We start from the raw sequence: 19,212 nt of genomic DNA on the forward strand, positions 1-19,212 counted from the left end.
CTCCCCCTCCTTTTCATCCATTCACTAGGTGTGCAATGAGGTTAATTTGCAACAGCCTGTAAAGCGAATGGTTCACCGGCGGTTGTTTTCTCATTCGCAACCGCTTCAAATGCTGCAAGTACAGCTTCTTCTTTCGTAAGACCTGAATTTTCCATTTTTTCAATCGTGCTGATCATTAATTTGTAGTTTCTAGGTATCACTTTAATAAATCTTCCGACATACTCTTCCCAGTGATCTAATATATGCCGGGCCTTTGGACTTTCTGTATATTGGAAATGCTTCCAAATCATGTCATATACAGTGCGGATTTCTTCTTCATCTTCAAGAGATTCAAATAACACTAATTCCTTATTGACTGTTCGTTTGAATTTCTCCTGATCATCCGCCAATACGTAAGCAATGCCTCCGGACATACCAGCTGCAAAGTTTTTGCCGACAGATCCGAGAATGACAACACGTCCTCCGGTCATATATTCACAACCGTGATCGCCGACACCTTCAACAACAGCATTCACACCGCTGTTTCTTACACAAAATCTTTCGCCGGCTCGCCCTTGAATATATGCTTCACCGCTCGTTGCACCGTAGAACGCCACATTTCCAATAATGACATTGTCACTTGATGCAAAAGATGCTTCTTTCGGGTGACGGACAATTACTTTTCCGCCGGATAAGCCTTTTCCAATGTAATCATTGGCGTCGCCAGTAAGCGTCATCGTCATTCCTTTCGGTACAAACGCAGCAAAGCTTTGACCTGCTGAGCCGTAGAAATGAAGATTGATCGTATCTTCCGGCAGCCCCTCTTCGCCATATTGTTTTGCAATTTCGCTGCCTGTAATGGTTCCAACGACGCGGTTCACATTTTTAATGTTCAAATGGAGTTCAACTTTTTCTTTCCGTTTAATTGCCTCTTCAACTTTCGGCAATACTTCGTTCACGTCTAATGACTGGTCGATTTTATGGTTTTGCGGACGTGCAAATGTTCGCGGACCCTCCACTTGATAAAGCAAGCGGGATAGGTCAAGATGCTTTGCTTTCCAATGTTTTTTTGCACGGTCGCTAACCTTCAATACATCTACTCTTCCAACCATTTCATCAATAGTTCGGAATCCGAGGCTTGCCATGATTTCGCGAACTTCCTGCGCGATGAAATACATGAAATTAACAACATGCTCTGGCTTGCCCATAAATTTTTCACGAAGTTCAGGATTTTGCGTTGCCACTCCGACTGGACATGTATCAAGATGACATACACGCATCATGACACATCCTAGAACGACTAGAGGAGCGGTTGCAAAACCAAATTCTTCTGCCCCGAACAATGCCGCCATCACAACATCACGGCCTGTCATCAGCTTGCCGTCTGTTTCAAGAACGACTCGGTCACGCAATCCGTTGAGCATAAGCGTTTGATGTGTTTCACTAAGGCCGAGCTCCCACGGAAGTCCGGCATGCTTAATGCTCGTCTTTGGAGATGCCCCGGTACCGCCGTCATAGCCGCTGATTGTAATAACGTCCGCTGCACCTTTCGCAACTCCAGCAGCAATCGTTCCTACTCCAGCTTTTGAAACAAGCTTGACGCTGATTCGGGCATCTCTATTCGCGTTTTTCAAATCATGAATAAGCTGCGCCAAGTCTTCAATTGAATAAATGTCATGGTGCGGAGGCGGTGAAATCAATTCCACACCCGGTGTAGAGCCGCGAACTTTTCCGATCCAAGGATACACCTTTTTGCTTGGCAGCTGTCCGCCCTCACCTGGCTTTGCTCCTTGAGCCATTTTAATTTGCAGTTCGTCAGCATTGACTAAATAATGGATTTTCACGCCGAAGCGGCCGGAAGCTACTTGTTTTATGGCGCTTCGCTTCAAATCACCATTTTCATCTGGAACATAGCGGTTCGGATCTTCTCCACCTTCACCGCTGTTGCTTTTTCCACCGATGCGGTTCATCGCAATCGCCAATGCTTCATGCGCTTCCTTGCTTAAGGAACCGAAGGACATTGCTCCTGTTTTAAAGCGGCGTACGATCGATTCCACCGGCTCAACTTCTTCAATAGGAATCGGTTTTCTAGATTCATTGAATTCAAACAAGTTGCGTAAAAACGTCACTTGCTCTTCATTGGCCATCTTCGAGTATTCTTTAAATAACTTATAATCGTTTTTCCGGCATGCCCATTGCAGCGTATGGATCGTTTTCGGATTGAATGCATGGTGTTCTCCGTTTCTTCTCCATTGAAATTCGCTGCCTGGATCGAGCGTTTCATCTCGATAAGTTGTTTTAAATCCTTGAGCATGACGCATTTTCGCTTCTTTTTCAATTTCTTTTAATCCGATTCCTCCAATTTGCGAGGCTGTTCCAGTGAAGTATTCCTCGATAACTTCTTCTCCAATGCCGACCGCTTCAAAAATTTGGGCTCCGCGGTAGCTTTGAATCGTAGAAATTCCCATTTTTGACATGACTTTGACGACCCCGTCTGTCACCGCTTTTTTAAATCTTTTTACTGCTTCTTTATATGAATATGGAATCGTTCCCTTTTGAACAGCATTTCGCACTGTTTCTAAAGCTAAATAAGGATTGACCGCATCTACACCATATCCTATTAGAGCCGCAAAATGGTGCACTTCTCTCGCTTCTCCGCATTCAACAATAATGCTTGCTTTCGTGCGGGTTCCTTTTTTCACCATATATTGATGCAGAGCGCTTCCGGCAAGCAGTGCTGGAATTGCTGCATATTCTTCATTTACTCCGCGATCTGATAAAACTAGAAGTGTAGCGCCGTTTTCCACCGCTTCATCAGCAGCTTGAAAGAGCTGATCTAATGCATTTTTCAAATCATCTTTAAACAAAGCCGGCAAAGTGACGCATTTAAATTCAGGATACGGATTATTTTTCAAAGCAGCGAGTTCTTCATTCGAAAGAATTGGAGATTCTAAGCGAATTCGTCGTGCTGCTGATGGATCAGGATCGAGAATATTTCCTTCTTTTCCTAACAGTGTCATCGTAGAAGTGACGATCGATTCACGAATCGCATCAATCGGAGGATTCGTTACTTGGGCAAACAATTGTTTAAAATAATTAAACAAGCTTTGCGGGCGATCTGACAGCACTGCAAGAGGAGTATCATTTCCCATTGCGCCGATCGGATCTTTTCCATCGATCACCATTGCTGCAATTGTTTTTTCAACATCTTCATACGTATAACCAAACGCTTTTTGGAGTTTGGTTAGATCGTCAACCTTTTCAACATCTTCAGGAACATTGATGTCGAAAATAGAAATCATCTGATCATTGATCCACTGGCGATACGGTTTTTCTTTGGCGATTTCTTCTTTGATTTCCTGATCAGAAATGATTCTTCCTTCTTCCAAGTCAATCAACAGCATTTTTCCTGGACTCAGCCGGTCTTTATAAAGCACATTTTCCGGTTCAACATCAATCACACCGACTTCTGATGAGAAAATAATGTAATCATCTTTCGTCACATAGTAGCGGGCTGGTCTAAGTCCATTGCGGTCCAAAATAGCTCCGATCTGCTTTCCGTCTGTAAACGAGATGGCCGTTGGACCGTCCCACGGCTCCATTAAACAGCTGTGAAACTCATAAAATGCTTTCTTATCATCATCCATTTCATCATCCCAAAACCACGGTTCAGGAATAAGCATCATCGCCGCGTGCGCCAGCTTTTTCCCTGCCAGCACAAAAAATTCAAAAGCGTTGTCTAAAATGGATGAATCGCTTCCGTTCATATCTAAAATAGGTGTGATTTTTGTCAAATCATCCCCGAAAACGTCTGAAACAAACAGCTTTTCCCTTGCAGCCATCCAATTCACATTGCCGCGCAATGTGTTGATCTCGCCATTATGGATTAAATATCTGTTTGGATGCGCTCTTTCCCAGCTTGGGAACGTATTGGTGCTGAATCGGGAGTGGACTAGAGCAAAAGCTGATTGAAATCTCTCGTCCTGCAAGTCTACATAAAATTCATCTAATTGTTCAGGCGTCAAGAGACCTTTATAAACAATTGTCCGGCTTGATAAACTTGCAAAATAAAATTCATTATTTTGAACAAGACGTTCTGCTTGTTTCCGAATAACATACAGCTTTCTCTCAAAAGTAAGCTCGTCTTGAATATCATCGCTCGCCCCAATAAATACTTGTCTGATGAAAGGTTTGCTCTCTTTTGCAAGCCAACCGATCTTTTCAGAATTTACCGGCACAGTTCTCCAACCTAATAATATTTGTCCTTCTTTTTCAATGATTTTGTTGATTTCTGTTTCATAATGTATCCGATCATGTTCACGACTCGGCAAAAAGACCATTCCGACTCCATATCGTCCTTTTTCTGGAAGGTTCATTCGTCCGCAAGCAACTTTAAAATAATTGTGCGGAATTTGAACCATAATGCCTGCACCGTCTCCAGTTTTCGGATCGCTTCCTTGTCCGCCGCGGTGCTCCAATTGACAAAGCATGTGAAGGCCTTTTTTGACAATATCATGAGAAGGTTTCCCCTTCAGATGAGCATATAAACCGATCCCACATGCATCATGTTCAAATTCAGGACGATAGAGACCTTGTGCCTTTGGTAATCCTATCTGTTTCATCTCTTCTCCCCCATTCTCATGCCGATAAGTCTGTATGTATAATTGTAGTTTTCAAAAATAATATTAACAATATATAATTTAGATAATAATAATCTCATTTTGATATAAATTGCTTGGGGGTGAGTCAAATGGAACTGAGACAGCTTATATATTTTTGGGAGGTTGCGAAGCGGGAGCATGTTTCAGAAGCTGCTGAAGCCCTTCATGTCGCACAGTCGGCTATCAGCAGGCAAATAGCAAATTTAGAGGCGGAACTCGGAGTGGAGCTTTTTGAAAGGGAAGGAAGGAATGTTAAGCTTACTCCAATTGGACGTCATTTTTTGCCCCATGTCGAGACGGCTTTAAAAGCGATCGAACACGCCAAACAGCAAATTGAAGAATTTTTGGATCCAGAAAGAGGAACAGTTAAAATCGGCTTTCCGACCAGCTTGGCAAGCCATACAATGCCGACTGTTATTTCCGCTTTTAAAGCAAAACACCCGAACGTTTCCTTTCATTTGCGACAAGGTTCATATAAATATTTAATTGAAGCCGTCAAAAAAAGAGAAATCGATTTAGCTTTTCTCGGTCCTATTCCGACGGATGACAACGATGTGAAAGGGGATATTTTATTTACGGAATCCTTTGCAGCCCTTTTGCCGCACAATCATCCGCTTGCGCACAAAAAAAGCTTAGTGCTGACTGAATTGCGTAATGAACCGTTTGTGACGTTTCCAGAAGGTTATATTCTGCATAAAATCGTGCATGAAGCGTGTCAACAGGCTGGATTTTCCCCAATTATTTCATCGGAAGGGGAAGATTTAGATGCCATCAAAGGGCTCGTATCGGCAGAAATTGGCGTAACATTGCTGCCTGAAAGCACTTTTTATGAAACAATGCCTCGTTTTACGGTAAAAATTCCGATTGAAATGCCTCGTGTAAGCAGAAATGTCGGCATTATTATATCGAAAAATTACGAGCTGGCCCCGTCCGTTAAAGTGTTTTATCAATTTGCTAAAGAGTTTTTCTCAGTACTAGAAAAATATCAATAAAAAAGATGCTCTTCCAACACGACGCTGGAAGAGCGGAACGGCTGTCAATATTATAGAAGCCGGAGGTTGTAAAAACTATCAGAGGTCTTGCAGATGTTTTGGAGCTGTCAATTCTTATTATGAAGCCTAAGGCCTGGCACATCGGATCGTTTGCTGAGTGACGAGCTTCCGGCTTCAAATTTTCAAAGCTCTATTGGTTTGCTACCTCTTTTATAATGGCGACAACTAATTCTGCTGTTTTGACAAGCTCCTCAATCGGCATTTTTTCATTTGTTGTATGAATTTCCTCATAACCAACAGCAAGATTAACAGTCGGAATACCGAAGCCAGCGATAATATTCGCATCGCTTCCGCCCCCGCTTTTTAACAATCTGCTCTCTCTGCCGATTGTTTTGATAGCTTTTTTAGCAATTTGAACGACCTTATCTTCATCGGTAAACGTAAATCCGGGATACATTACGTTAATATCCACTTCTGCTTTTGCTCCCATTTCGGCAGCTGCTGTTTCAAAAGCTTCCTTCATTTTTTGTACTTGCTGCTCCAATTTTTCAGGTACAAGTGAACGCGCTTCAGCTAAAATATCAACGCGGTCGCATACGATATTTGTTTGCGTTCCCCCTTCAAAACGGCCGATATTTGCCGTTGTTTCTTCATCGATTCGGCCTAAAGGCATATTGGCAACTGCTTTTGCTGCAACCGTAATAGCGGAAATTCCTTTTTCTGGCGCAACCCCGGCATGAGCGGTTTTTCCGTGAATCGTCGCTTTAATTTTTGCATGTGTCGGCGCCGAAACAATAATGTCTCCAACTTTTCCGTCACTGTCCAATGCATACCCGTATTGCGCGGTAATCAGTTTTGAATCGAGCGCTTTTGCCCCAATTAAACCTGATTCTTCTCCAACCGTAATGACAAACTCGATTTTCCCGTGAGGAATGTTATTTTCTTTTAATACACGCACCGCTTCCAGCATTGCGGCAAGGCCCGCTTTATCATCAGCGCCTAAAATCGTTGTTCCGTCCGTCACAATATATCCGTTTTGTATAGAAGGTTTTACCCCTTTTCCAGGTACGACCGTATCCATATGAGAGGTAAAATAAATCGTATCAACGCCTTCTTTCGTCGCCTCTAGCGTACAAATTAAATTTCCTGCTCCATGTCCTGTTTTTTCAATTGATTCGTCTTCTATTACTTGTAGTCCAAGCTCGGTAAATTTTTGCTTTAATACATTTGCTATTTCCCGTTCAAATTTTGTTTCTGAATCAATTTTCACGAGTTCTAAAAATTCATTCACTAGCCGGTTTTCCTGAACCATTTTGTCTTTCCTCCTAATTATGTATTCATGTTTAGTGTAACCGATTTTGATTCCGCTTGTGAAATCAAAAAGAAGCTGTCGATGAAGGTTGTCCCCTCTAAAAAATCGTTGTACAATGTTTTATAAATCATGTATATGGAGGGAATCATGATGACAAGCAAAAAAATGCAAAAGTGGGTTGTTTATATTATGTTAGGTTCATTGCTGATCACCTCAATTTTAACAGGCATCACTATGTGGCTTTAAAAATTCAACATGCACTTTTTACACCACATAGGCTGTTTGGTGAAAAACAATTTCTTTCAAATCGGTGCTTCCTCCTCTCGATTGCTCGTCCTCATACTACCTTTTGTTACATATTTTCCGATAAAGTCCATGAATTCCGCACATTCATTTTCGCAAAATCAATCTCGTCCACTGCGGACTTTTGGCATCGTTGCCGCGAATTTTTTTACAGATCACGCTGATTTATTCCATAGCTGTTCACGAATATTTTCAGATCATGCGAACCGATATGGTGAACATTCTTAGCCGATTTTTTTCAGCAGACACGGTCCATTCTTCTGTTTGTATTTTGAAAAGTGCAGCTCGTAAAGGCGTTTCTTCTAAACATATGTATGAAAAAAGCATTGACACGATCTCTCGTTTTATTGTGCTCAATGACAAGAGCTTCATCCTTTTCCTTTTTTGGCGTCGGCAAGACCTTTAAACTGGCTTTTAATAATTAAATATTGCTCCATTTCATATAAAAAATGATAAAGCCTTGCTCTCGTTTCAAATTCCTTTCTTGTTTTCGGAAGCGGTGCCCTTTCCATCTCTTTTTTGATGTCATCTAGCTTTTTTAAAAATTTCTTTGCTGTATTTCCGGAATGAATGTTGTCTTTTAACTCTTCAATAAACTGTGCAATAAGGTGCGCTTGTTCTACGTTTGCGGTGATCATCGTGAACGTCGGCAGCACTCGTTCAATGATTTCAAATTGTTTTTCTCTCATTTTAAAATATGCATAATATTGGTCTTCATGTCTTAGCAAACGATTTTCTACATTTCGGAGCGCCAATCCTTTCCCTTTTTCAATGAGATCGGCTGTCTCAGGAATTTCTTTTCCATCCCACGTATAGTCGCCTTCTCTTAAAAAAGCTACAATTTTTTCAAAAATAACCGCAAAGTTTTTTTCTACTTCTTTTCGATAAACATTAAGGTCATTTTCCAGGCTCGGCATATACAGATTCATTAAGAGCGCTACTCCGATCCCTGTCACAATAATCAAAAGTTCGTTTTGAACAATATCCAGCGTTATTTGACCCGCTTCATATAAGTGCAAAATAATAACAGCGCTTGTTACAATGCCTTCTGTCGTTTTAAAAAGCACCATTGTCGGTATGAAAAAAAGCAACAGAAATCCAATGACAATTGGATGGTAACCAAAAATTTCAAAAAAAAGAAAAGAAAACATCATTCCCGTTATACAAGCAAAAAACCTGGACCAAGCGCTTTTCAATGATTTCTTTTTTGTTACTTGAATACAAAGAATCGAGATGATGCCGGTGGAAACAAAATGGTTTAAATCCATCAGCTGTGCTAAAAATATCGCTAGAGGAGCACCTATCGCTGTTTTTAACGTACGATAACCGATTTTAAATTTTCTCATTACTCATCACCATCATTTGCCTATTCTCTTTTCGAAATAAAAAAGGCGCCACATCTAAAAATGGCAGCCTTTTCTTTTTATACTTCGTCACAATATTGCTCGAATGCCTCTTGCAATTTTTGGACAACAGACATCGGCTCATGTCCTTCGATTTCATGGCGTTCAATCATGGTAACGAGCTTTCCATCCTTGAGCAGCGCAAAAGATGGAGAAGACGGCGGATAACCGGTAAAATAAGATCTAGCTCGTTCCGTAGCTTCTTTATCTTGACCTGCAAATACAGTCACTAATTGATCAGGACGTTTATCATAATGAAGCGCATGATATGCAGCCGGTCTTGCGATTCCGCCTGCACAGCCGCAAACAGAATTAACCATTACTAAAGTGGTTCCTTTTTTCGTTAAAGCTTCATCCACTTCTTCCGGTGTTTTCAATTCCGTATAGCCAGCGGCAACGATTTCCTCACGCGCTTGGCGAACTATGTCGTTCATAAAGAAATTAAAATCGATGCTCATTCATTCGCACCCCTTTCCCTTTTTTTCACCATTATATTGTTATCTTACAATAACAGCAAACTTTGAAGCAAATGTTAACCAATGTTGCTTAAGCATTATTTCTAATAACTCAAAGGACTAATATACGGATGTCGTTTCTTTCGAAATACCTTCTAATATTTGTTTTACTCTTTGCAAAAATCTTCCGCATACTACCCCATCTAATACTCTATGATCGAGAGAAAGGCAGAGATTCACCATATCGCGCACGGCGATCATTCCGTTTTTCATGACAACTAATCTTTTCACAATCGTTTCTACTTGCAGCAAAGCCGCTTGTGGATAGTTAATAATTCCCATTGATTGAATAGAGCCGAATGAACCTGTGTTGTTAACGGTAAATGTGCCGCCTTCCATTTCCTTCGCTTCAATCGTTCCCGTTCTAACCTTTAAAGCAAGCTCGTTAATTTCTCGAGCAATTCCTTTAATGGATTTTTCATCAGCATGTTTAATAACTGGTACATAAAGCGCATCATCTGTTGCAACAGCGATCGAAATATTAATGTCTTTCTTTTGAATAATTTTATCCCCCGCCCAAGTCGAATTCATTTGCGGATATTCTTTCAACGCTTCTGCAACGCTTTTCACAAAAAACGGGAAAAATGTTAAAGGAAAACCTTCTTTTGCTTTAAATTCTTCCTTGATCGAATTTCTTAATTCAACTAACCCAGTTACATCGACCTCAATCATCATCCAAGCATGGGGAATTTCTGTTTTGCTTCGCGCCATATTTTGAGCAATGGCTTTGCGCACCCCAGAAACAGGAATTTCAGTATCACCGGCTGTTTTAGGTGATTTATAGGATTTCGTTTCTTGGATCAAGGAGCCCTTTTTCGGTATATTACCTGCTTCAATCAGTTTCAACACATCTTTTCGGGTAATTCTTCCGAAAGCTCCCGTTCCGTTGACTTTTTCTAAATCAATATCATGTTCTTGAGCTAGCCGGAGCACTGCCGGAGAATACCTGTTTTTCATAGTCTTCTTTTCCGTTTCTTCTTTTTCAGCCGGCTGATGGTCATTAGCATAAAGGCTGTCTTTTGGCTGAATGTTTTTTTCTTGTTCAACCGCCACAGCCTCCACTTCAATTCTGCAAATAACTTCGCCAACTTGGAGAGTATCTCCCTCCTCAGCTACAAGCTCTTTAATTACACCTGTATATGATGAAGGAACTTCTGCATTTACTTTATCCGTCATAACTTCTGCAATGGGATCATATTTGTTGACCTTATCGCCGATGGAGACGAGCCACTTGCTGATTGTTCCTTCTGTCACGCTTTCTCCTAATTGAGGCATTTTCATTTCTTCGATTAGCACGTTGATTCCTCCTTGAGATTAGGGTCAACTTTAAAACTCTGCCAATTCTCTCATCGCTTTTTCAATTTTTTCTGCATTCATCATAAAAAATTTTTCCATTGTCGGTGCAAATGGCATCGCAGGTACATCCGGGCCTGCAAGCCGTTTAATTGGTGCATCAAGATCAAACAAACAATGCTCTGCAATAATGGCGGATACCTCGCTCATTACACTGCCTTCTTTATTATCCTCAGTCACGAGAAGCACCTTGCCGGTTTTTGAAGCGGCCTCAATAATAGCCTCCTGATCAAGCGGATATACCGTTCTTAAATCTAAAAGGTGGACAGAAATTCCATCTTTTTCTAATCGTTCAGCTGCCTGCAGAGCAAAATGAACGCACAATCCATATGTAATAACGGTAATGTCATCCCCTTCCAGCTTGACATCCGCCTTTCCAATCGGCAAAACATAATCATCTGCCGGAACTTCCCCTTTAATGAGCCTGTATGCCCGCTTATGTTCAAAAAATAAGACAGGATCATCATCGCGTATCGCTGCTTTTAATAATCCTTTTACGTCATACGGCGTAGAAGGTATGACAATTTTCAAACCAGGCTGGTTGGCAAATACCGCCTCAACAGACTGAGAATGGTATAAAGCACCGTGCACTCCTCCGCCAAACGGCGCCCGAATCGTAATCGGACAGTTCCAGTCATTGTTGGAGCGATACCGTATTTTCGCTGCTTCTGAAATAATTTGATTGACAGCCGGCATAATAAAATCAGCAAATTGTATTTCACAAACAGGGCGCATTCCGTACATGGCCGCTCCTATTCCAACGCCAGCGATAGCAGATTCAGCAAGGGGAGCATCGATTACCCTCTCTTCTCCAAACTGTTCATATAACCCTTGAGTCGCTTTAAAAACTCCTCCTTTTTTCCCGACATCTTCTCCTAGTAGAAATACTTTTTCATCTCGCTCCATTTCCTCACGAAGTGCAGCTGTAACTGCTTCGATATATGACATAATTGGCATCTTTTTTCCTCCTTCAGTTTCCATACACATGTTTCAGTGCATGTTCCGGAGCCGCATAAGGCGCATTTTCTGCATAATCAGTTGCTTCATCGATTACGCTTGCAATTTTCGTCTGCATATTTTGTTCCAATTCCTCTGTTAACAATCCAATTTCTTTTAAATAGGATGCAAACGTATAAATCGGATCTTTTTTCTTAGCTTCTTCGATTTCTTCTTTTGTCCGGTAGCTCCGATCATCATCATCGCTCGAATGGGGTGTAAGGCGGTGCACAAGCGTTTCAACCAATGTCGGTCCCTCTCCTCGGACAGCTCTTTCTCTCGCTTCCTTCACAACTTTATACACTTCAAGAGGATCGTTTCCATCTACAGTCACCCCGTGCATGCCGTACCCTGCTGCTCTATCTGACACTTTTTCGCAAGCTAATTGCTTTTGAATCGGAACGCTGATGGCGTATTGGTTATTTTCACACATCAAAATGACAGGTAATTTATGTACTCCAGCAAAATTCGCCCCTTCATGAAAATCTCCTTGGTTCGAAGATCCTTCCCCAAAGGAAACAAATGTGACAAAATCCTTTTTATCGATTTTTCCTGCTAAGGCGATTCCAGCTGCATGAGGAACTTGAGTTGTAACAGGGGATGAACCAGTTACAATCCGATTTTTCTTTTGGCCGAAATGTCCCGGCATTTGCCTGCCCCCGGAATTCGGGTCTTCCGCTTTTGCAAATGCTGACAGCATTAATTCTTTCACGGTCATTCCAAAGTGCAGGACAACGCCTACATCACGGTAGTAAGGCAAAATATAATCCTTTGTTTTGTCCAAGGCAAAGGCTGCACCAACTTGAGCGCCTTCATGCCCTTGACATGAGATGACAAATGGGATTTTTCCTGCTCGGTTTAAAAGCCACATCCGTTCGTCCACTTTTCTTGCAAGAAGCATCGTTTCATACATGTTTAATACGTCCTGATCCGTTAAACCTAAAGACTGATGACGATTTTTGGGCATGACAAGACCTCCCTAGCTTATATATGTATTGCTTTGCCATTTACCGCAAGAGCCGCTTCCATTATTCCTTCTGACAATGTTGGATGGGCATGAATCGTACGGGAGAGTTCCCAAGAGCTTGCATCGAGAAAGCTTGCTAAACTTCCTTCAGAAATCAGCTCTGTTGCATTTGGTCCGATAATATGAATTCCTAAAAGATCATCGGTCTTTTCATCTGCGACAATTTTGACAAACCCTTGCGGTTCTCCATAAATGAGCGCTTTTCCAACTCCTTGAAAAGGAAATTTTCCGATTTTGACGGTATAGCCTTTTTCCCTCGCTTCTTGTTCTGTTAAACCGATACTTGCAGCTGCAGGATTCGAATAAATACATTTAGGGACTTTTTTGTAGTCAATTGGCAAAACATTCTCTCCTGCAATATGTTCTACGGCGCGTATTCCTTCTTGCGATGCGACATGGGCAAGCTGAAGACCGCCGATGACATCACCGACTGCATAGATGTTTGATTCCTTTGTTTGATAAAACTCGTTTGTCACAATATAGCCATTATGGATTTCAATTTCGGTATTTTCCAATCCAATTCCTTCTGTGTTCCCTTTTCTCCCTATTGACAACAGCAGTTTTTCACTGTGCAAACTGATTTCTTGTCCATCCTGTTCGATGAACACTGTGATTCCGTTTTGTATTTCTGTTTTTTCAGGCAAAATCGATATATTCGTAAAAATGCGGACCCCTTTTTTCCTCATTAGCCGTTCCATTTCTTTACTTATTTCAATATCTTCTGACGGCAAAATTCGATCCGCCATTTCAAGGATCGTGACTTCAACTCCGAAATCAGAGAGCATAGATGCCCATTCCATTCCAATCACTCCGCCGCCCACAATGATCATAGATGAAGGAAGGCGTTGTAATTGCAATGCTTCATCTGACGTCAAAATAGTCTCGCCGTCAATCGTTAATCCAGGCAATTCACGAGGGCGCGATCCAGTTGCAATAATAACGTATTTCGGAAGTAAAATTTGGTTTTCCTCCCCGTTTTCCATCTCTACAGAAACTGTTCCCGGCTGTGGAGAAAAGATGGACGCACCTAAAATTCGTCCGATGCCATGAAACACATCGATCTTTCCCTTTTTGACTAATTGCCTGACCCCTTGATAAAGTTGAGAAACTATCTTTTCCTTCCGCTCCTGCACTTTATCAAAATTGACTTGAACATTGGACAGCTCGATTCCAAAGTCGCTGCTTTTTTTTGATTGAGCAAATATTTCAGCGCTTCGCAATAAAACTTTGCTCGGGATGCAGCCCGAATGCAAACAGGTCCCCCCAAGCTTTGATTTTTCTACAATAGCTGTTTTCATACCGAGCTGGGATGCCCGGATCGCTGCGACATATCCTGCTGTTCCTCCTCCTAAAATCACTACATCATATTCCTTGGCCATGAAACTCTCCTTCCTTTAATCTCTTCTATGTATGCTAAAAATCCGATTTTTATAAATATTTAAATAGAAAAGACGTCTGCTATTTGTCCATTCACCATTAATAAAATGGCATACCTTCATCATAACATGTTTATTTGTATTGACAAATTGTTAGATGACCGTAAAAATGAAATTGATCCGTACTATTTTAACAGAAAGGGATATAAAGTCAAATGATAAGGCTTATTGCATTGATGATTATGGTGATTCCAGGGATTCTGGCGGTTTACGGAATTAAATTAATGCGTGATATGCTTTTTGGCATTTTACAGCCCCCGTTTCCTTACTTATGGCTGCAATTTTTAATGGGTTTATTATTTTTCCTAGCAGGATTGTTCTTTATAGGAGGATTTATTTTGCATAGAGATAGAAAACGCAATCGAGTTCAGCCGCGTTTTCAGAAAAAAAGTAACCGCCGTTAGGCTCAGCGGTTACTTTTTTTTCAGGAGGCCTTATGCTCCAATCTCAATTTATCTGCCACCATGGCGATGAATTCTGAGTTCGTCGGTTTGGCTTTTGACATGCTGACTGTGTAGCCAAACAGCGATGAGATAGATTCAATGTTGCCGCGGCTCCATGCTACTTCAATAGCATGGCGGATAGCACGTTCCACACGGCTTGCCGTTGTGTTAAATTTTTTCGCAATATCTGGATAAAGCACTTTTGTAATCGATCCTAACAGCTCGATATCATTATAAACCATGGAAATCGCTTCTCTTAAATATAAATATCCTTTGATGTGCGCAGGAACCCCGATTTCATGAATAATGCTCGTAATACTAGCGTCTAGATTGTCATTTTTATTTTCAGAAACAGCAGAGCCAGATTTATGTAAAGATATATTTTTCATTAAAGGCGAAGGCTTTCCACTCACTTGACGAATATTTCCAGCCAGCTGTTCCATGTCGAACGGTTTTAAAATAAAATAAGCAGCCCCTAGGTCGACCGCTTTTTTCGTTACATCCTCCTGGCCAAAAGCAGTTAACATGATCACGTTCGGCTTTTTCGCTTTGTTTAGCTCCTTGAGCTTTTGCAGTACTGCTAATCCATCTAAATGGGGCATTATAATATCCAATACAAGAACGTCCGGGCTTTTTTCATTCAAAATATTTAAACATTCCTGACCATTGTAAGCAACACCGATCACTTCCATATCTTCTTGGCTGGATAAATATTCATCCAAAAGGGCAACAAGCTCTCGATTATCATCAACGATACATACTTTAATTTTTTCCACACGCACTCCTCCCAATCCTCTTTACAAAATTATACATTGCTTGATCTACAAGATATTTTCGACAACTTTACAGAGAATCCTTTTCCTTTTTTAAAAAAAAATGAAAAATTATGTGTTTTTTCAAAGTTCTTCTTTTTATTATGAATAAAGTCTTAGATTTCAACCAAATTTCTCCTCTAACAAACATAAACAGCGTTTTTGTAATAAATATGTATGTCGAATTAAATAAATTTATACATAAATTTTCGCTTTGATTCAACCAGTACACTTCCCTTGCTTTTAAAGCAAACAGCCCACTTCACAAAATTCCTTTATGTGAACGTGACGTTTTTCGCAAAAGGATTTATTTAAGAACGCTGCATCATGTAATAAGAAAAAGCGAGTGCGTTAACTCGCTTTTTGCTGCTTTTCGTCAATACTAATCCCTGCGTCTTGCAGCATCCATTCAATGTGAACACCGTAACCAGATGTCGGATCATTGACAAATACATGAGTCACAGCGCCAACCAGCTTTCCATCTTGAATGATTGGACTGCCGCTCATTCCTTGAACAATGCCTCCTGTTTTCTTAAGCAATTCCTTATCTGTCACTTTTATGACCATACCTTTTGTTGCAGGAAACTTTTGATTAACGGTACTGACAATTTCTACATCAAATGCTTCCACTTTATTTTGATCTACCACTGTTAAAATTTGTGCAGGACCTTCTTTCACTTGATGTGAAAAAGCAACTGGTATCGGTTTGTCCATAATTCCGTTTTTCACTTCTTGATTCAGCCTGCCAAATATGCCGAATGGACTGTTTTTTGAAATAGAGCCGATCACTTCATGTTTTTCTGAAAATCTTGCTAATTTTTCACCTGGACTTCCGCCTCTTCCTTTTTCAATCGACGTTACCGTAGACCGGACAATTTTTCCGTTTTCAACCACAATCGGTTTTTTTGTATCCATATCTGATATAACGTGCCCAAGAGCACCGTATTTTTTTGATTTCGGATCATAAAACGTCATCGTTCCAATGCCTGCTGCAGAATCCCGTATATAGAGACCGATACGATACGTTTTGTCGCTTTTGTCTTTAACTGGTGTCAATTTCGTGTTGAGAACTTTGTTGTTGCGTTTTACTTCGATCGCTAAAGGGCGGCCTGTTCTTCCTGCTTCTTGTATAAATGGAATAATATCACTCATTTTTTCTATTTTTGTCCCATTAATTTTTGTTATCATATCGCCGACTTCTACACCTGCCGATTCACCCGGTGATTTTTTTCCGGCTTCAGTTTCAATTTGGTGAAAGCCGACTACTAAAACACCAAGTGTATTTAACTTAACACCGATCGATTGGCCTCCAGGAATTACCTTTAATTCCGGGAGAACTTTGACATTCACGTTTTTAACCGGCATGCCTTTTATTTCATAGAGAATTTGTCCATCTCCAGATTTCGTGCCTTTTAGCTGCAATTCGTCCCCGCTTTCCGACACTTTGAAAGCGTTTTGAACATCCTGAACTTGAGCTTGAGCTGGAATAACATTTTTTTCTATTGTATAAACGTCATGTTCAAAAATGGTGATTGTTTTCGGAATGTGTAAATATTGTCGCACCTCTTTTGAAAAGCCTAAACTGATTAAAGAAACAAGGAGAATCGTACCAATTATTTTTCTGATGTATTCTAAAGTCATTTCTTCACTCTCCTCGCTCCTAACCCACACCATATGACTATTTCACATGGCTACATCTAATAATTTTTCCTTGAGCGAGGTCATTTATAACTTTTTCTTAAAGAAATTATTTCCGCTAGGAGGATTTCACCGATATAGCCAGATCCAACAGCTCTTTTGCATGCTGCTTCGACAATTCCGTCACTTCTGCTCCAGCAATCATCCGGCCGATTTCTGCAATTTTTTCTTTTTCAGAAAGCGGAATAACCTTTGTTTTCGTTCTTCCCTCTTTGCTTACTTCCTTAGCAATTAATAGATGGTTGTCAGCCATCGCTGCAACTTGAGGAAGATGCGTGATGCATAGCACTTGAGAGTTAATCGACACCTGATAAATTTTTTCTCCGATCGCTTGGGCGACACGGCCGCTTACACCAGTATCCACCTCGTCAAATATGATGGAAGTAATTCCTTGATGCTTGGAAAAAATCGTTTTTAAGGCAAGCATGATTCTTGATAATTCCCCGCCGGAAGCAATTTTCGCAAGAGGCTTAAGAGGTTCGCCTGGATTGGTGGAAATGTAAAATTCCACAAAATCCATGCCGTCACTTCCAAATTTCGCTGGAATTCCATCGATCAAAGCGGAATCTTGGGCCTCTTTCTGCGAAAATTGAACCTTAAATGTAGTTTTATCCATGTACAGCTGTTTTAATTCAGATGTGATTTGAGCAGTTAGCTTGTTTGCATATTTTTTTCTTATTGCCGTTAAATGTTGGGATTTTGTCAGCAGTTCTTCGACGACAGATTTAAGCTCATTTCTAAGCGTTTGAATATGGCTATCACGGTTTTCAATCGTATCGATCTCTTTTTCAATTTCATCTCTATATTGCAAAATGTCTTTGATTGTTTGCCCGTACTTTCGTTTTAACCGATGAATGACATGGAGGCGGTCCTCTATCATATTTAACCGATCAGGATTAAATTCCATGCGTTCTAATTCATTTCTAAGCTGAAACGTTAAATCCTCTACAACGTAAAAACTGTTCGACAGCGTTTCGGACATTTCTTTTAACTGTTTATTAAATTCTGCTGCTTCTTCTAAATGATTCATGGCAAGTCGTAAAAAATCAAGCCCGCGCTGCTCTCCCTGCAGCGATTCATAGCTATTTTTCAAGGCTTCATAAATTTTTTCAAAATTTAACATTTCCTGCCGTTCTTCCTGAAGCTTTATATCTTCATCCATTTTTAAATCGGCATCGTCAATTTCCTTTAATTGAAACTTCAATAAATCCAATCGATGCGCCATCTGCTGCTCATTTTCTGAAAGGGCTTTTAACCGCTTTGTTAAGTCCGCGTATTTTTTATAAAGCTTTACGTATGCATCCTTTGCTTTTTTCACTTCTTCGCCGCCATATTCGTCGAGAAGATGAAGATGCTTTTGCTCGTCCATCAGCTCTTGATGATCGTGCTGTCCGTGTATATCGACTAATGTGCTCCCAATATCCCGGAGAATTCCGATTGTGACAAGCTTTCCATTAATTCTGCAAATGCTTTTTCCGTTAGCGGAGATATTCCGGTTTAAAACAATCATGCCTTCACTAGCATCTATTCCTAATTCATGGCACTTTTTCAAGCACGGATGGTCCTCTTCCTCCAATATAAACAACCCTTCCAATTCAGCGCGCTTTTCACCGGCTCGTACAAATTCAGAAGAACCGCGTCCTCCTACAAGAAGAGATATAGCATCAATAATGATCGATTTCCCAGCACCTGTTTCTCCCGTCAGCACTGTCAGCCCTTTTTCAAAAGAAAGAGATAGGGATTCAATAATGGCAAAATTTTTAATCGACAATTCCGCTAACATCGCATTTTCACCCCAAACTTGTTAAAGCATGTCCAAAAATTTTTCCGTCAACGTTTTGGTGTCTTCATTCTTCCTGCATATAATTAAAATCGTGTCATCGCCGCAAATTGTCCCTAATATTTCTTCCCAGTCCAAATTATCAATTAATGCACCAATTGCATGAGCATTTCCCGGCATTGTTTTCATCACAAGCAAATGTCCGGCAGAATCGATTTTAACAAACGCATCCATCAATGCTCTTTTCAGCTTTTGATGGGGATTGAAGCGCTGATCTGCGGGCAGGCTGTATTTATAACGTCCATCAGATGTCGGAACCTTCACTAAATGGAGCTCTTTGATGTCGCGGGATACGGTTGCTTGGGTGACATTAAAACCTAAATTTTTCAGCATTTCAACTAGTTCATCCTGCGTTTCGATTTCGTAATTTGTGACAAGCTCTCTAATTTTAATAAGACGCTGTCCTTTTGTCATTAGCGACCACCCCTATTCTCTTTCCTGT

At 40.7% G+C, this 19,212-nt stretch carries 15 protein-coding genes; 3 read left to right on the forward strand and 12 right to left on the reverse strand.

Going from position 1 to position 19,212, the window contains the following annotated elements:
* Positions 1 to 41 precede the first annotated feature (41 nt).
* Positions 42 to 4,601, reverse strand: a complete 4,560-nt coding sequence (gene gltB, locus NSQ44_RS12315; protein WP_340857179.1) for a glutamate synthase large subunit — start codon at positions 4,599 to 4,601, stop codon at positions 42 to 44.
* Between the two features lie 128 nt (positions 4,602 to 4,729).
* Between gltB and NSQ44_RS12320 the strand changes: the two genes are divergently transcribed.
* Complete coding sequence (locus NSQ44_RS12320) at positions 4,730 to 5,632, forward strand: LysR family transcriptional regulator (RefSeq protein WP_063388144.1); 903 nt, start codon at positions 4,730 to 4,732, stop codon at positions 5,630 to 5,632.
* A 190-nt stretch (positions 5,633 to 5,822) separates the two neighbouring features.
* Here NSQ44_RS12320 and NSQ44_RS12325 read toward each other — a convergent pair whose 3' ends face one another.
* Positions 5,823 to 6,944 (reverse strand): tripeptidase T, encoded by a 1,122-nt coding sequence (locus NSQ44_RS12325; RefSeq protein WP_063388143.1) that lies wholly within the window; start codon positions 6,942 to 6,944, stop codon positions 5,823 to 5,825.
* Between the two features lie 150 nt (positions 6,945 to 7,094).
* On the opposite strand from NSQ44_RS12325, the gene prli42 reads away from it, so the two are divergent.
* Complete coding sequence (prli42, locus tag NSQ44_RS12330) at positions 7,095 to 7,190, forward strand: stressosome-associated protein Prli42 (RefSeq protein WP_153028099.1); 96 nt, start codon at positions 7,095 to 7,097, stop codon at positions 7,188 to 7,190.
* Between the two features lie 425 nt (positions 7,191 to 7,615).
* Here prli42 and NSQ44_RS12335 read toward each other — a convergent pair whose 3' ends face one another.
* From NSQ44_RS12335 to lpdA, 6 genes are all read right to left on the reverse strand, one after another.
* Entirely contained in the window at positions 7,616 to 8,593 is a 978-nt protein-coding gene (locus NSQ44_RS12335) for an aromatic acid exporter family protein (RefSeq protein WP_340857180.1), read from the reverse strand.
* 77 nt (positions 8,594 to 8,670) lie between these two features.
* Positions 8,671 to 9,108, reverse strand: a complete 438-nt coding sequence (locus NSQ44_RS12340) for a BrxA/BrxB family bacilliredoxin (protein ID WP_063388141.1) — start codon at positions 9,106 to 9,108, stop codon at positions 8,671 to 8,673.
* A 117-nt stretch (positions 9,109 to 9,225) separates the two neighbouring features.
* A complete protein-coding gene (locus NSQ44_RS12345; RefSeq protein WP_311066310.1) occupies positions 9,226 to 10,461 on the reverse strand; it encodes a dihydrolipoamide acetyltransferase family protein in 1,236 nt (411 codons plus the stop codon).
* A 30-nt stretch (positions 10,462 to 10,491) separates the two neighbouring features.
* Positions 10,492 to 11,475, reverse strand: a complete 984-nt coding sequence (locus NSQ44_RS12350; protein WP_063388139.1) for an alpha-ketoacid dehydrogenase subunit beta — start codon at positions 11,473 to 11,475, stop codon at positions 10,492 to 10,494.
* A 13-nt stretch (positions 11,476 to 11,488) separates the two neighbouring features.
* Complete coding sequence (locus tag NSQ44_RS12355) at positions 11,489 to 12,481, reverse strand: thiamine pyrophosphate-dependent dehydrogenase E1 component subunit alpha (protein WP_311066311.1); 993 nt, start codon at positions 12,479 to 12,481, stop codon at positions 11,489 to 11,491.
* A 17-nt stretch (positions 12,482 to 12,498) separates the two neighbouring features.
* The gene (lpdA, locus tag NSQ44_RS12360) at positions 12,499 to 13,920 is read right to left on the reverse strand and encodes a dihydrolipoyl dehydrogenase (protein WP_340806002.1); all 1,422 of its coding nucleotides are present in this window, start codon (positions 13,918 to 13,920) and stop codon (positions 12,499 to 12,501) included.
* A 212-nt stretch (positions 13,921 to 14,132) separates the two neighbouring features.
* Here lpdA and NSQ44_RS12365 point away from each other — a divergent pair, with 212 nt between their 5' ends.
* Positions 14,133 to 14,381 (forward strand): DUF2627 domain-containing protein, encoded by a 249-nt coding sequence (locus NSQ44_RS12365; RefSeq protein WP_340787823.1) that lies wholly within the window; start codon positions 14,133 to 14,135, stop codon positions 14,379 to 14,381.
* 20 nt (positions 14,382 to 14,401) lie between these two features.
* Here the strand turns inward: NSQ44_RS12365 and spo0A are convergent, their stop codons facing one another.
* The 4 genes from spo0A to ahrC all read right to left on the reverse strand — a co-directional run bounded on the left by spo0A (position 14,402) and on the right by ahrC (position 19,184).
* A complete protein-coding gene (gene spo0A / locus NSQ44_RS12370; protein ID WP_063388135.1) occupies positions 14,402 to 15,196 on the reverse strand; it encodes a sporulation transcription factor Spo0A in 795 nt (264 codons plus the stop codon).
* A gap of 387 nt (positions 15,197 to 15,583) precedes the next feature.
* Entirely contained in the window at positions 15,584 to 16,873 is a 1,290-nt protein-coding gene (spoIVB, locus tag NSQ44_RS12375; RefSeq protein ID WP_340857181.1) for a SpoIVB peptidase, read from the reverse strand.
* 115 nt (positions 16,874 to 16,988) lie between these two features.
* Entirely contained in the window at positions 16,989 to 18,713 is a 1,725-nt protein-coding gene (gene recN / locus NSQ44_RS12380) for a DNA repair protein RecN (protein ID WP_063388133.1), read from the reverse strand.
* Between the two features lie 21 nt (positions 18,714 to 18,734).
* Positions 18,735 to 19,184: a transcriptional regulator AhrC/ArgR gene (gene ahrC, locus NSQ44_RS12385; RefSeq protein ID WP_063388132.1), complete on the reverse strand. Its 450-nt coding sequence runs from the start codon at positions 19,182 to 19,184 to the stop codon at positions 18,735 to 18,737.
* Positions 19,185 to 19,212: the final 28 nt, after the last annotated feature.

The organism is Aeribacillus sp. FSL M8-0254 (assembly GCF_038008845.1).
Classification (GTDB): Bacteria; Bacillota; Bacilli; order Bacillales; family Aeribacillaceae; genus Aeribacillus; species Aeribacillus composti.

Excerpts from the sequence above, each read along its gene's own strand:
- gltB (WP_340857179.1), bottom strand. The coding sequence starts at position 4,601 with ATGAAACAGATAGGATTACCAAAGGCACAAGGTCTCTATCGTCCTGAA.
- NSQ44_RS12320 (WP_063388144.1), top strand. The coding sequence starts at position 4,730 with ATGGAACTGAGACAGCTTATATATTTTTGGGAGGTTGCGAAGCGGGAG.
- NSQ44_RS12325 (WP_063388143.1), bottom strand. The coding sequence starts at position 6,944 with ATGGTTCAGGAAAACCGGCTAGTGAATGAATTTTTAGAACTCGTGAAA.
- prli42 (WP_153028099.1), top strand. The coding sequence starts at position 7,095 with ATGACAAGCAAAAAAATGCAAAAGTGGGTTGTTTATATTATGTTAGGT.
- NSQ44_RS12335 (WP_340857180.1), bottom strand. The coding sequence starts at position 8,593 with ATGAGAAAATTTAAAATCGGTTATCGTACGTTAAAAACAGCGATAGGT.
- NSQ44_RS12340 (WP_063388141.1), bottom strand. The coding sequence starts at position 9,108 with ATGAGCATCGATTTTAATTTCTTTATGAACGACATAGTTCGCCAAGCG.
- NSQ44_RS12350 (WP_063388139.1), bottom strand. The coding sequence starts at position 11,475 with ATGCCAATTATGTCATATATCGAAGCAGTTACAGCTGCACTTCGTGAG.
- NSQ44_RS12355 (WP_311066311.1), bottom strand. The coding sequence starts at position 12,481 with ATGCCCAAAAATCGTCATCAGTCTTTAGGTTTAACGGATCAGGACGTA.
- lpdA (WP_340806002.1), bottom strand. The coding sequence starts at position 13,920 with ATGGCCAAGGAATATGATGTAGTGATTTTAGGAGGAGGAACAGCAGGA.
- NSQ44_RS12365 (WP_340787823.1), top strand. The coding sequence starts at position 14,133 with ATGATAAGGCTTATTGCATTGATGATTATGGTGATTCCAGGGATTCTG.
- spoIVB (WP_340857181.1), bottom strand. The coding sequence starts at position 16,873 with ATGACTTTAGAATACATCAGAAAAATAATTGGTACGATTCTCCTTGTT.
- recN (WP_063388133.1), bottom strand. The coding sequence starts at position 18,713 with ATGTTAGCGGAATTGTCGATTAAAAATTTTGCCATTATTGAATCCCTA.
- ahrC (WP_063388132.1), bottom strand. The coding sequence starts at position 19,184 with ATGACAAAAGGACAGCGTCTTATTAAAATTAGAGAGCTTGTCACAAAT.